At 62.5% G+C, this 12,255-nt stretch carries 15 protein-coding genes; 3 read left to right on the top strand and 12 right to left on the bottom strand.

Features of this window, described 5'->3' with window-relative positions; genetic code table 11:
* Window positions 1-15: 15 nt before the first annotated feature.
* A complete protein-coding gene (locus NKI50_RS24930) occupies window positions 16-1,113 on the bottom strand; it encodes a zinc-binding metallopeptidase family protein (RefSeq protein ID WP_352481078.1) in 1,098 nt (365 codons plus the stop codon).
* 90 nt (window positions 1,114-1,203) lie between these two features.
* Window positions 1,204-2,451: a flavin monoamine oxidase family protein gene (locus tag NKI50_RS24925; protein WP_352495992.1), complete on the bottom strand. Its 1,248-nt coding sequence runs from the start codon at window positions 2,449-2,451 to the stop codon at window positions 1,204-1,206.
* 185 nt (window positions 2,452-2,636) lie between these two features.
* Between NKI50_RS24925 and NKI50_RS24920 the strand changes: the two genes are divergently transcribed.
* Window positions 2,637-3,437, top strand: a complete 801-nt coding sequence (locus NKI50_RS24920; protein ID WP_023721906.1) for a lytic murein transglycosylase — start codon at window positions 2,637-2,639, stop codon at window positions 3,435-3,437.
* 58 nt (window positions 3,438-3,495) lie between these two features.
* On the opposite strand, the gene NKI50_RS24915 is transcribed toward NKI50_RS24920, so the two are convergent.
* From NKI50_RS24915 to NKI50_RS24905, 3 genes are all read right to left on the bottom strand, one after another.
* Window positions 3,496-3,990 (bottom strand): hypothetical protein, encoded by a 495-nt coding sequence (locus NKI50_RS24915; RefSeq protein ID WP_352495991.1) that lies wholly within the window; start codon window positions 3,988-3,990, stop codon window positions 3,496-3,498.
* A 46-nt stretch (window positions 3,991-4,036) separates the two neighbouring features.
* The gene (locus tag NKI50_RS24910) at window positions 4,037-4,336 is read right to left on the bottom strand and encodes a hypothetical protein (RefSeq protein WP_352481075.1); all 300 of its coding nucleotides are present in this window, start codon (window positions 4,334-4,336) and stop codon (window positions 4,037-4,039) included.
* A 147-nt stretch (window positions 4,337-4,483) separates the two neighbouring features.
* Entirely contained in the window at window positions 4,484-5,707 is a 1,224-nt protein-coding gene (locus tag NKI50_RS24905) for an argininosuccinate synthase (RefSeq protein ID WP_352481074.1), read from the bottom strand.
* A gap of 178 nt (window positions 5,708-5,885) precedes the next feature.
* Here NKI50_RS24905 and NKI50_RS24900 point away from each other — a divergent pair, with 178 nt between their 5' ends.
* Entirely contained in the window at window positions 5,886-6,527 is a 642-nt protein-coding gene (locus tag NKI50_RS24900; protein ID WP_023721902.1) for a LysE family translocator, read from the top strand.
* Here NKI50_RS24900 and NKI50_RS24895 read toward each other — a convergent pair.
* The 3 genes from NKI50_RS24895 to NKI50_RS24885 all read right to left on the bottom strand — a co-directional run bounded on the left by NKI50_RS24895 (window position 6,499) and on the right by NKI50_RS24885 (window position 9,029).
* Window positions 6,499-6,978 carry a hypothetical protein gene (locus tag NKI50_RS24895; protein ID WP_023721901.1) on the bottom strand — a complete coding sequence of 160 codons (480 nt, stop codon included), beginning with the start codon at window positions 6,976-6,978 and terminating at the stop codon, window positions 6,499-6,501. The two genes, NKI50_RS24900 and NKI50_RS24895, sit on opposite strands and share 29 nt — an antisense overlap.
* Window positions 6,975-8,207 (bottom strand): dual-specificity RNA methyltransferase RlmN, encoded by a 1,233-nt coding sequence (gene rlmN / locus NKI50_RS24890; RefSeq protein WP_352481073.1) that lies wholly within the window; start codon window positions 8,205-8,207, stop codon window positions 6,975-6,977. The genes NKI50_RS24895 and rlmN overlap by 4 nt, the downstream gene beginning before the upstream one ends.
* A gap of 315 nt (window positions 8,208-8,522) precedes the next feature.
* Complete coding sequence (locus tag NKI50_RS24885) at window positions 8,523-9,029, bottom strand: invasion associated locus B family protein (protein ID WP_023721899.1); 507 nt, start codon at window positions 9,027-9,029, stop codon at window positions 8,523-8,525.
* A gap of 362 nt (window positions 9,030-9,391) precedes the next feature.
* On the opposite strand from NKI50_RS24885, the gene NKI50_RS24880 reads away from it, so the two are divergent.
* A complete protein-coding gene (locus NKI50_RS24880) occupies window positions 9,392-10,000 on the top strand; it encodes a methyltransferase family protein (RefSeq protein ID WP_352641052.1) in 609 nt (202 codons plus the stop codon).
* A gap of 45 nt (window positions 10,001-10,045) precedes the next feature.
* Here NKI50_RS24880 and NKI50_RS24875 read toward each other — a convergent pair whose 3' ends face one another.
* The 4 genes from NKI50_RS24875 to NKI50_RS24860 all read right to left on the bottom strand — a co-directional run bounded on the left by NKI50_RS24875 (window position 10,046) and on the right by NKI50_RS24860 (window position 12,181).
* The gene (locus NKI50_RS24875; protein ID WP_023721897.1) at window positions 10,046-10,408 is read right to left on the bottom strand and encodes a YkvA family protein; all 363 of its coding nucleotides are present in this window, start codon (window positions 10,406-10,408) and stop codon (window positions 10,046-10,048) included.
* Window positions 10,409-10,500: 92 nt separating this feature from the next.
* Window positions 10,501-10,797 carry a 4a-hydroxytetrahydrobiopterin dehydratase gene (locus tag NKI50_RS24870; RefSeq protein ID WP_352481071.1) on the bottom strand — a complete coding sequence of 99 codons (297 nt, stop codon included), beginning with the start codon at window positions 10,795-10,797 and terminating at the stop codon, window positions 10,501-10,503.
* A gap of 6 nt (window positions 10,798-10,803) precedes the next feature.
* Window positions 10,804-11,400, bottom strand: a complete 597-nt coding sequence (thpR, locus tag NKI50_RS24865; protein WP_352481070.1) for an RNA 2',3'-cyclic phosphodiesterase — start codon at window positions 11,398-11,400, stop codon at window positions 10,804-10,806.
* A 136-nt stretch (window positions 11,401-11,536) separates the two neighbouring features.
* Window positions 11,537-12,181: an arylesterase gene (locus NKI50_RS24860; protein ID WP_023721894.1), complete on the bottom strand. Its 645-nt coding sequence runs from the start codon at window positions 12,179-12,181 to the stop codon at window positions 11,537-11,539.
* Between the last annotated feature and the right edge of the window lie 74 nt (window positions 12,182-12,255).

Genomic DNA, 12,255 nt, shown 5'->3' with positions numbered 1-12,255 from the left:
CGGCATGCGTTCCGGCTAAAAAGCCTCCGCCGGCTCACGATTTGTTCCAATAGTTTTCGGCAGGTCAGTCAAAAGCTCGTGAACAAAAGCAAGCTTTTGCGCCGCCACGTCGGAGATTACGAAGGGATACAGATCGGGCAGGCCCATGCAGCGGTTGATCGAGTTGGAAGCTTCCGACAGCACCAGCCAGCGGTCGAGGATCTTTTCGAAAGGCTCCGGCCTGGTGGCGGGTTCCGATGGTGCCGGCTGCAGCTCGCCGCCGGTATCGGCGCGCGGCAGCTCGTTGGCTTCGACGGTCTCCAGCCGGCCGAGCGGGAAATTCAGCGCATGCACCATCTCCAGCGTGTCGGTGATGTGCATGTGATGCGCCCATGTCTCGGCCCAGTCCTCCCACGGGTGCGACGTCGCATAGGCCGAGATATGGCGCTGCTGCCAGTCGGGCGGCGCGCCATCGGCGTAATAGGTCTTCAGCGCTTGTTCGTAGCCGGCGCGTTCGTCGCCGAACAAAGCGCGAAAACCGGCAAGCTTTTGCGGATCGTCACGGATCAGGCGGTCCCAATAGTAATGGCCGAGCTCATGGCGGAAATGGCCGAGCAGCGTGCGGTAGTTCTCGCCCATCTCGACGCGCCGCCGCTCGCGCTCAGCCGAGTCCGCCTCGGCGACGTTGAGCGTGATCAGGCCGTTGTCATGGCCGGTCAGGATACGCTCGCCACCGGGACCGCCACCGATAGGATCGGCAAGAAAATCGAAAGCGAGGCCGATCTCGTCGCCGGGATTCTGCTTGGATGCGACCGGCAGGCCGAAGGCGAGCAGCGAATAGACGGCACGCTTCTTTGCCGCCTCGACACGGATCCAGCGGCGGCGATTGCCGTCGACCGACAGATCCGGGATCAGCTGGTTCAGCGTGCAGGCGCGGCAGAAGGCGTGGCCAGGCTCCGCCATCCAGTTGCAGGCGCATTCGTCGGCGTTGGTGCATTGGAAGATGTCGTCGATGCCGGACAGCACAAAACGCGCATGCTCGGGATCATAGAGCACGAGGCTGGCGCAGTTCAGGCATTGCGCGTTCTCGAAATAGAGACGGTGGCCGCAATGCGGGCAGTCGAAAAGCTTCATTGGCGTCTCAAATCATTCGAAATGCGGAGGACGAGGCGAACAGGACAAGGCCAAACGCCTGTCACCGGCCCACGTTCCTGCCGGCCGATGCTATTTTGCCGCAAGCTGGGCCACGACCTCCCTGGCCACTGCCTCGCCCGACAATCTGGCGCCGCCGCAGGTCTGCATCAGCGGACCGGCCAAATGCTCGCCGGCGAAGAAGATCTTTTCCGCCACCGGCTGCATCAGCGTGGCGCGCGCTTGCGAGCGGCCGGGCCGCGCCGCCGCATAGGCGCCGCGCACAAACCGCTCAGCGCCCCAATTGGTCATCATTGCGCGTCCGACATGCTTTCGTACGTCGCCGCCAAAGATGCCGCAGAGCCGGTCGACGACGAAGTCGATGCCGGCCGCCTCGCCCGCCGCCGACATCTCCCAAGCGAAATCGCCGCCGACGAAACCGACCATCAAATCGAAGTCGAAGGGAAAGCAGAGGAAGTAGATGTCGTGCCGGGCCAGCCGCTCGATCAGCAAATCGTCGAACGGCTCCAAGCCAAGCCTCGTGCCGGATATTTCGACCGGCAGCTTGGTCAGCATGCCCATCGGCAGATCGAAGAAGGCAGCGAAATGCCCATCGGGGAGTGCGGGCGAGAACGCAATCTCCTCGAAGGCGAGCACTGCCGGCGAGGCGGTGACGATGACAGCCTTGGCGCGGATGGTACCGCGATCCGTGACGCAGGCTACGCCCGGCCCATCCCAGAGGATCTTGCGCACCGGCGTCGACAGCTCCACCGGCACGTCGGCGCCGAAGCGCGCAACCAGCGTGCCGAAGCCTTCCCTGGTGAAATAGTTCGGATCGAGATCGGCGGCGGCCTGAAAGTCGCGGATCGATATCTCGTCCTCGTCGGCGCCGAAATCCATCGGCCCCGCGAAGGTTGCGGCGGCGCGCGGCGCGTGGCCTTTGGCGAGCAATGCCGAAAGGCGGTCATCGTCGCCTTCCCTCACCTGACGTGCCGCCACCAGTTCGAGCAGTCTTGCGTCGGCCACCTTCATCGCGGCCTCTTCGGCTTCGCTTGCCTTTCGCTCGCGGTAGTAGAGATGATCGACATTCATGTCGTGGTGATGAAGCGTCCAGGCGGCGGCTTTCGCCTCGGGAAAGTAGGGATTGCGGTCTGCCGCATGCAGCCAGGCGCAGCCGATGTCGAACGGCACGCCGAAATGCTGGTCGCTGGTCCAGGCGCGGCCGCCGACGCGGTTCATCGCTTCTAACAATTTGAAGGAAAAACCGGCGGCGCGCAGGGTCTTGGCAGCCGAAAGTCCGGCCGAACCGGCGCCGACGATCACGACATCAACGTCTTTCATGCTTATTCTGTCCCCGCCACAATAATTACTTGATCGTAGGCAAATTCCCGGGCATCCGCCAGTGTGGTGGATTTGAAGTTCCTGCTGTATTGAGTGCATCGGCGCAGCGCCGGGACAGTGACAAGCAGGTGTTTCGCTGGCAAATTCGCAATTGGGAACGTGATTCAGGCAACCAGGAGAGCAGCATGGCATTTCTTGCCAAGGGGAAGATGTTTGTAGTGGCCACGGTGGTGGCGGTGCTTGCGCTGGCGACGGGCGCGCAGGCGGCGGCCAGTTGTGGCAAAAACGGCGCCGGCTTCGAGGCGTGGAAACCGGAGTTTGCCGCGGAGGCCAAGGCCGACGGTGTCGGCTCGAAGGGTCTGGCCGCTCTGGCTCGCGCAACCTACGCGACAAAGACGATCTCCGTCGACCGCGCCATCCATAAGGCTTTCAGCGGCTCGGTCGAAGCTTTCATGAAGCGCCGTGGCGCGTCCGCGATCATTGCCAGGGGCCGTGCGCTGAAGAAGGCCAATGCGGCGCTGTTCGACAAGATCGAACGGAATTACGGCGTGTCGCCGGGTGTGTTGATCGCCATCTGGGGTATGGAGACGGGCTTCGGTTCCGCCATGGGCAACCAGAATACGGTCTCTGCCATTTTAACGCTCGCCTATGATTGCCGCCGTCCGGAGTTCTTCTATCCCCATGCCATTGCAGCCCTGAAGCTGGTCGATCGCGGAGCGTTGAGCGCCTCGTCGGTCGGTGCCGCACATGGCGAGATCGGCCACACGCAGTTCCTGCCCGGAAATGTTTTGACGTATGGCGTCGGCAACAAAAATCTGCGCGACAAGAGCACTGCGTTGGCTTCCACGGCCAACTTCCTCAAGGGCCATGGTTGGCGGGCCGGAGCGAGCGCGCAGGCGAATATGGGCGCAATCGCTGGCTGGAATTCCGCTAGCGTCTATCAACAGGCCATCGCCCGCATGGCCACAGCCATCGATGCCGACTGACAGAAATCTCTATTCGATAGAATGATTCGACAGAAAGCCCGGCCATGCGCCGGGCTTTCTATTTCACGTCGAGCGCGTAGGAGCAGCCGGCGAGAACCTTGCCGGGATGTGAATTAACGGTTGAGACATTGAGCGCAATGTGCGTGGAAAATGTCATGCCGTCGGCTTCCTCGCTGCTTTCGACGAGCACCTTCTCGCCAAGGAATTTGTCCGGTGTCGAGATTTGCGCTGTGACGCCGAGCGCTCGAGCGAGATCGGGCGCGGAAACATCGTCAAACACCGCCATCGGCCCGGTCGCGGTAAGGACGACGGCCGCCGTTTCGCGCCCGAAGACGCCGACCGTGGCCGGCAGCTCGTATTGCCTGAGGAAAGGATTGCCGGCGGTGACTTCCTTCCAGCCAAGTTTTTCCGCCGCGCCGGGCTCACCGCTCAGCCACAAGGCGAATCCGTTATAGGCCGGCACGTCGGCCCTGCATTCAATCAGCGCGGCGAGGTCGAGCGAGGTGGGATCGAATTCCTCCGCTCCGGCTGCTGCCAGGCCCGCCAGCAACATCAGCGGAAGTCGCGTGGCGCGTCGCAAACTAACCATCGCCGACCTGTCACTTGCCTTTGATGACCTTCCAGATGTCGGTGGATTGGTCGAGCTGAAGGCTGTTTATGTCGGAGAAGCCAATTCGGCCGCTGCGCACCGCATCGCCCAAGCGCCGGCAGAAGAGGCTCGGCATGCGTTCCTGAGAAACGCCCATGAAGGCTGCGATCTCATGTTTGAACGTAATGGTCCATGTAGCGACAGCGGCGATGCATCCCGCCTGGGGATCCTTCTTCGTGATGTCCTGTCCGGTCTGGCAGCCCGCCAGAATGCCGATCATCGCCGTCAAAATCAAAAGACCAAGTCGCATTATTACAGCCCCATTGCCCAAAAAAACAATTGGACAATCCGGCCATGAGGTCAAGCAAGAAAAGCTCTGCAGCTGTCATTAGAAACAACTACATTAGCTCACTAAGAGTATGGATCCAGGCTAAGCAGGATTTTCATGAATATATACTTAGCCTTTACGACCACGCGCCGCCAGCGTGCGCAGCCTCAGCGCATTGAGGCGGATGAAACCTTCGGCATCTTTCTGGTCGTAGGCGCCGCGGTCGTCCTCGAAGGTGACCAGCGCGTCGGAATAGAGCGTCTTCCTCGACTTGCGGCCGGTGACAATGACGTTGCCCTTGTAGAGCTTCAGCCGCACGATGCCTTCGACGTCTTCCTGGCTGTTGTCGATCATCGCCTGCAGCATCAGCCGCTCGGGCGCGAACCAGAAGCCGTTATAGATCAGCTCGGCATAACGCGGCATGAACTCGTCCTTGAGATGGGCGGCACCGCGGTCCAGCGTGATCGATTCGATCGCCCGGTGGGCCGATATCAGGATGGTGCCGCCGGGGGTCTCGTAGACGCCGCGCGATTTCATGCCGACGAAACGGTTCTCGACCAGATCGAGCCGGCCGATGCCATTGTCGCGGCCGAGATCGTTCAGCGCCGCCAGCATCGTTGCCGGCGACAGTTTCTTGCCGTTGAGCGCGACGGGATCGCCCTTGAGGAATTCGATTTCGATCTCTGTGACCTCATCCGGCGCATCCATCGGCGAGATGGTGCGCTGGTGGACGAATTCCGGCGGCTCGCTCCACGGGTCTTCCAGCACCTTGCCCTCGGAGGAGGAATGCAGCAGGTTGGCGTCGACCGAGAACGGCGCATCGCCCTTCTTGTCCTTCGGCACCGGAATCTGGTGCTGCTCGGCGAAATTGATCAGATCGGTGCGCGACTTGAACGACCAGTCGCGCCAGGGCGCGATGACCTTGATGTCGGGGTTGAGCGCATAGGCCGAGAGTTCGAAACGCACCTGATCGTTGCCCTTGCCGGTGGCGCCATGGGCGATCGCATCGGCGCCGGTCTCCCTGGCGATCTCGACAAGATGTTTCGAGATCAGTGGCCGGGCGATCGAGGTGCCGAGCAGATAGGTGCCTTCATAGACAGCGTTGGCGCGGAACATCGGAAAGACGAAATCGGATACGAACTCCTCGCGGACATCGACGATGCGAATATCCTTGATGCCCATCATCTCGGCCTTGCGCCTAGCCGGCTCCAGTTCGCCACCCTGGCCTAGATCGGCGGTGAAGGTCACGACCTCGGCGCCGAGCTCGGTCTGCAGCCATTTCAGGATGATCGAGGTGTCAAGGCCGCCAGAATAGGCGAGCACGACTTTCTTGACGGCTTTTGCTTTCGACATGGTGGGCGGTTCCGCGACAGGATTCTTGCGGGCGAGGTATCACGGCGTTTCGGGGCTGCGCAAGGGAGGAACAGGCGCCTGGGAGCCGCAAGCGCTGGACCGGACGCCGTGGCGGCGAGATGCTGGCGTCGGCGAGGCGCCTGCGCTATAGGCTGCGCCTTCTTGTCCGAGGCCGCCAATGTCCTTCATTCCCGACAACGCTACGCTTATCCAATTCGCCATCGCGACGGTGATCCTGGCGATTACGCCTGGGCCGGACATGACGCTGTTCGTGTCGCGCACGCTGAGCCAGGGCCGCGCCACCGGCTTCGCCTCGATGGCCGGCGCGCTGTGCGGCACGCTGATCCACACCACGTTGGTGGTGGTCGGCGTCTCGGCGCTGATCGTCGCCTCGCCGATGGCGTTCTTCGTGCTGAAGATTTTCGGCGCCGGCTATCTGGTCTTCCTGGCCTGGCAGGCGATCACAAAAGGGTCGGCGTTTTCACCGGAGAAGAAGAGCGGGCCGCAGATATCGCTGGTTCGCAGCTGGGCGGCGGGGCTCGGCGTCAATCTGCTCAATCCGAAGATCATCCTGTTCTTCATGACCTTCCTGCCGCAATTCGTCTCCGCGCATGATCCCAATGCGCCGGGAAAGCTGTTCTTCCTCGGCGCGATGTTCGTCGTGCTGTCGGTCCCGGTGACAGCGCCGATGGTGCTGGCGGCGGAAAAATTCTCGGCGGCGATGAAAGCCAGCCCGCGCGTGACGCGCGTCGTCGACTATCTGTTTGCCGGAGTTTTTTCGGCCTTCGCGCTCAAGATCCTGACGGCCCAGGCGAAATAGGGCGTCCGATTTGACGCCAGCTCCCAGCCGAGCGGCCGGCGCTCAGCCAGTAGAAAATACCGCCGACCATGCCGCAGCCGATCACCGCCAGCATGACGCTTGTGTTGGTAACCTCGAAATTGGCGTCGTTCGTCTGGTGGACGAAGCCGAGGAAGACCGCCGCCACCGCCGCGCCCGCCAGTGCATAGAACAGCCAGTCGCGCCGGCCGAGGATTTCGGAAACCAGGATGGCGATCGCCGCCGGCATGAAAGCGAAATAGGCGACGAACAGCGCGACGAAGGGGACGGAAAAATAGAGGGAAGCCGTCGCCGCCGGCGGTGCCTGCTCCGGCGTGTAGCCCAGGGACGCCAGAAACATGATATTGAGAAATGCGCTGGCCGCCAGCGAGGCGACGCCATAACCGATCAGGATGACGGCGAAGCGGATCAGATAGGCGACGACGCGATTCACGCCTCGCCGTGCCCTGCGATCATCATCGCTTCCAGCGCCAGCCGGTCGACTTTGCGCATGCGCTCGGAGTCCGATTTGAGCTGGCCGCAGGCGGCGAGGATGTCGCGGCCGCGCGGCGTGCGGATCGGCGAGGCATAGCCGGCATTGTTGATGTAGTCGGCGAATTTCTCGATCGTCTCCCAGTCCGAGCACTGGTAGTTGGTGCCCGGCCACGGATTGAACGGGATCAGATTGATCTTGGCCGGGATGCCCTTGAGCAGCTTGATCAGCGCCTTGGCGTCCTCGATGGAATCATTGACGTCCTTTAGCATCACATATTCGAAGGTGATGCGCTTGGCGTTGGACAGGCCGGGATAGGCACGGCAGGCAGCGATCAGCTCGTTGAGCGGATACTTCTTGTTGATCGGTACCAAAAGGTCACGCAGATCGTCATTGGTAGCGTGCAGCGAGATTGCCAGCATGACGCCGATCTCTTCGCCGGTGCGGAAGATTTCGGGCACGACGCCCGAGGTCGACAGCGTGATGCGCCTCTTCGACAGGGAAAGCCCGTCGCCGTCGGATGCAATCAGCAGCGCCTTCTTCACCGCCTCGAAATTGTAGAGCGGCTCACCCATGCCCATCATGACGACGTTGGACACTTTCCGGCCCTCGGCCGGCACGATGGCGCCGTCGGGCGTGTCGCGGTCGGGGAAATCGCCGAGCCGGTCGCGAGCTGTCAAAAGCTGGGCGAGGATTTCTTCCGCCGTCAGGTTGCGCACCAGCTTTTGCGTGCCGGTGTGGCAGAAGGAGCAGGTCAGGGTGCAGCCGACCTGCGAGGAGATGCAGAGCGTGCCGCGGCCTTCTTCGGGAATGTAGACGGTCTCGATCTCGACCGGCCGGCCGGCGCCGCGCGGCGGAAAGCGGAACAGCCATTTGCGCGTGCCGTCGGAGGAAATCTGCTCCTCGACGATCTCGGGCCTGGCAACGGTGAAATGCCTGTCCAGTGCGGCGCGCAAATCCTTGGAGATGTTGAACATGCCGGCAAAATCGGAAACGCCGCGCACATAGATCCAGTGCCAGAGCTGCTGGGCGCGCATCTTCGCCTGGCGCTCCGGCACGATGCCGGCGGCGACGAGGGCGGCCCCGAGTTCGGCGCGCGTCAAGCCGATCAGCGACGGCTTTTCAGGCGTCGTGCGGGTGCGCAACGCGTCACGCGCGCCTTCGGCGGTAAGATCGAATGAAAGGGTCATTGTTGCGCCAATATAAGCGATTTGGGGCCGATTACAGCATCGTGCCCGAAATGAAGCGCGGCGCATAGCACAGGTTGATGGCGGAGTCATGCAGGGGGTTCTTCCTTCTCCCCTTGTGGGAGAAGGTGGCCGAGCGAAGCTCGGTCGGATGAGGGGTGTTCCAGCTTGGCATCCCCTGCACTCCGTCCAGCACCCCTCAACCCTCTTGGCGCTGCGCGCCAATCCACCTTCTCCCACAAGGAGAGAAGGCAAGACCGCACGAACGCTGGTTCTTTACGTCGCTGTGTTAGGTGGTGAACGTCCCGGACGAGGACTTTACTTGCACTTGGCGATCGAGGCCAGCGCCGCCGAGATGCCCTTCAGCGAGAAGACGTAGGTGGTGGTATTGCCGCGGCCGGACTTGGCTGACACCTTCATGTCGGTGCCGGTCTTCATCGCGGCGATCAGCACCGGCTCCTCGGCGGCGTTCTCGACCCAGGCCGACTTGCCGCGCGTGAACATCGAAAAAGACTTCTTGTCGATGGTGACGGTGGCCTTGGAACCTTCCTGGAAGGTATAGCCGGCGATGAATTGCGGCTCGTAGGACACTTGCTGCCCCGGCCGCTGGCTGACGAAGAAGAACATGTCGCCATGATCGAGCGTCGGCGGCTGCTTGTCGGTTGGCACGGTCAGGACATAGCAGACCTTGCCGCCGCCCGACGCCTGGTAGCTGTAGGTGCCCCAGGCATTGTGCTGGCCGATCTTGGTTGCCGACTGCGCCAGCGCGGGCGCCGTCAAGGCCACCAGGGCCAGGCTGGAAACTATAGCAATCAATCCGCGCATCGCTTTTCCCGTATTCCACTGGTGCGGCGGCAGGCCGGCTCGGCGTCCTGCCCGTCGCTTCATTTTGATTTAATCTGGGTTACCAAACGGTGAATTTCCCCTGAGAAAAGGATGTTCACGCCAGGAAACCGCCGCCGTCTTCGCGCTGCCGCTTGAAAAAGCGGCTGGCGCAATGTCCCTGCCGCGACTTGGAGGCCACGAAAACGGCAAGAGTTTGACTTTTCAAGCAGCTAGGTCTTGCAGCGATTCTCGCTTTTCTGAGAGCTACGTGACGAATTTCCCGCCAGGCGGTATATGTCTGCGTTCGGCTCCACGGCACTCGGCCAGGGTGCCCTCCTTGGCGGCTTACGGGAGATTTGGCCATGGCCATTTCCGAGACAGTTCTGATCCTGGCGGGCGGCACAGTCGTCCTGGCGATCGTGTTCGGCATTCGTGTCGCCGTCCGCGCGGTGGCCAGCGGCGCGGTGCCCCGGTCGGATGGCGGAGAGGTGGCGGGCGGACCGGGCGCGCCCGACGTGGCGGGGGTCATTGCGCTGCCGCCTTTGATCTTCCTCGGCTTCCTGGCGGCGGCAACCGTGCTCGAGGTGCTCGCGCCGCTCTCGGTCATGGCCGGGCAGGCCCTCGCCCGCTATCTGGCCGGCGCCGTGCTCGCGGTGTGCGGCTTGGTGCTCATCTTTATGGCGGCGGGCCGCTTTCAGGCCGCTGGAACCAACATACCACCGACCTCGCCAACGACGGCGCTGGTCGTCGACGGTATCTATCGGTGGACCAGAAATCCGTTCTATCTGGGAGCGACCCTTATCTATCTGGGCCTCGGTGTCGCGGCCGGAAGTCTTTGGGGTATCGCGCTCGTCATTCCCTTGCTGTGGGTGATCAATACGGGCGTCATCGCGCCGGAAGAGCGTTATCTCGAGCGTAAGTTCGGAGACGCCTATCGCGCCTACAAGACGCGGGTGCGGCGGTGGCTTTGACGGCCGGAAAGTCGGTTCCCGCGCGATTTTTTGCGCCGTACCGGCTCAGCTCTTGTCGGCGATGGCCTGCCTGGCGGCGAGCCGGTGCGCCGGCGTGATGTGGGCGCTGACGGTTGTGATCGCCGCGGTCAGCACAGCGATGTCGTCGGTGAAGCCAAGCCCAAAGATGAAATCGGGGATGACGTCCGTCGGCAGCACGAAATAGCCGAGCGCAGCCAGCAATGTGCCCTTGGCGCGCAGCGGCGTCTTCTTGTCCATGGCGCAGTAATAGGCGGCGACCACCTCCTCCATGAACGGGATCTGCCGGGCAGCCTTCTTCGCCGTACGCCAGAACTTTTCGCGTACTTCGCTCTCATTGCCCAGCTTGCTGCCGAGGCCGAAGAAATCAAAACCGGATTTTTGCGCCATCAACCTCTCCTTGCCGCCGTCGCGTGACTTCACGCGTGACCGCGAGGCAAAATGTGGTGAAAGCCGAACCTCGCTGCAAGGTGCAGATAACGTCAGGTGCCGAAATAGCGGTTCATCTTCCTGGCCAGATCGAAATCCAGCGCGGTCAGGCCGCCGACGTCGTGGGTGTTGAGGGTCACGTTTACCGTCTTGTAGACGTTCGACCAGTCGGGGTGGTGGTCCATCTTCTCCGCAGCCAGGGCAACGCGGGTCATGAAGGCAAAGGCTTCCGAGAAATTCTTGAAAGTGAAGCTGCGGCTGATCGAACCACCATCCTTGGCCAGCGACCAGCCGTCGAGGCCGGCAAGTTCGGCGCTGATCGCCTCTTTTGCTAGTTTCTCCCTGGCCATGTCCGTCTACCGCATGATCCGCGAAGCGTCGGCGGCGCCGGCCAAACGGCTGGCGACGCGGTTGTCGGCACCTGAAAGCGGCCAAGCCTCCTCGACGACGTAAGGCCCGCCGCCGACCGAGTCGCGCGACGACATCAGCACGAAGCGGCCGACCCGGAACGGCAGCGTCGAAAAATTGCCGCGCGCCGACAGATACTGGGCGACGTCGAGCGGGCTCGCATTGCGCAGGCGGGCCAGCGTCACATGCGGCATGAACTTGCGCGGGTCGGCCGGGATGCCGAGCCGCTGGCAGATGCGCTCGATTTCGCTTTGCAGAGCGGAAAGATCGGGCGAAGCGGCGACCCCGGCCCACACCGCATGCGGCTTCTTCTGGCCGAAGGCGCCGACGCCGGACAGCGTCAGCGGGAAGGACGGGCGGTGAACGCGGTCGAGCGCGTTGGCGATTTCGTCGGCGACATGGCCCTCGACATCGCCAATGAAGCGCAGCGTCAGATGATAGTTTTCGACGTCGATCCAGCGGGCTCCGGGCAGGCCGCCCCTGAGCAGGGACAGCGAAAGAGCGGCATCACGCGGTATTTCGAGGGCGGTAAAAAGACGCGGCATGGCAAGCCTCCTGTCCTCGAATCGAACTCTTGCCCCTAGCGAATCATCGATATTCAAACGGGGCAAGGGGTTTGTTGGTCGCAGGCCTGCCTAAAAGCTTCCCCGCGGAAGGTGTTGCGGCGGCGAACCCTCGCCTTCAGGAATTGCCCCGGATCGCTTCAATGGTCTTCTCCACGCTGGGCAGGATACCCTCGACGATGCGGTCGACGCCTCGGGCGTTTGGATGAAGACCGTCTTCGAGCTGCAGGACGGATTGGCCGGCGATGCCCTCGAGAAAGAAAGGATAGAGCGGCACGCCGTATTTTTCAGCCAGTCTCGGAAAGGTCGCGTCGAAGGCCCTCTGGTAATCGGCGCCGAGATTCGGCGCCGCGCGCATCCCGGCCAGCAACACGGCGATCTTGCGCTGCTTCAGCTTTGCCAGCATGGCGTCCAGGTTCTTTTCCGCTATGGCGGGCGAAACGCCGCGCAGCATGTCGTTGGCGCCGAGCTCCAGGATGACCAGCTGCGTGCCGTCCGGCACCGACCAGTCGAGCCGCGACAGGCCGCCGCTCGTCGTATCGCCGGAAACGCCGGCATTGGCGACCGTGACATCGTAGCCCTTGGCGCGAAGCGCGGCCTGCAGCTTTTCGGTGAACCCCTGACCCGGCCCAAGGCCATAACCCGCCATCAAGCTGTCGCCGAAGCCAACGATGGTGAAGGGCTCGGCGCGCGCCGACGAAATGGCGCTGCAGATCGCGAGGAAAAGGGCGAAGGCTGCGGCAAAAGTGTGTTTGAAAGCCATGCGGCAGGCCCCATATGACCAGGAACATCTGTTGGCGAAGGCAGGTTTTCGTCTTTGTCGAGCATCGGATGCTC

Source organism: Mesorhizobium sp. M0563 (assembly GCF_040321065.1).
GTDB lineage: Bacteria > Pseudomonadota > Alphaproteobacteria > Rhizobiales > Rhizobiaceae > Mesorhizobium.
The sequence above is the reverse complement of the archived record's forward strand: the minus strand, read 5'-3'. Positions and strand labels throughout refer to the sequence as shown.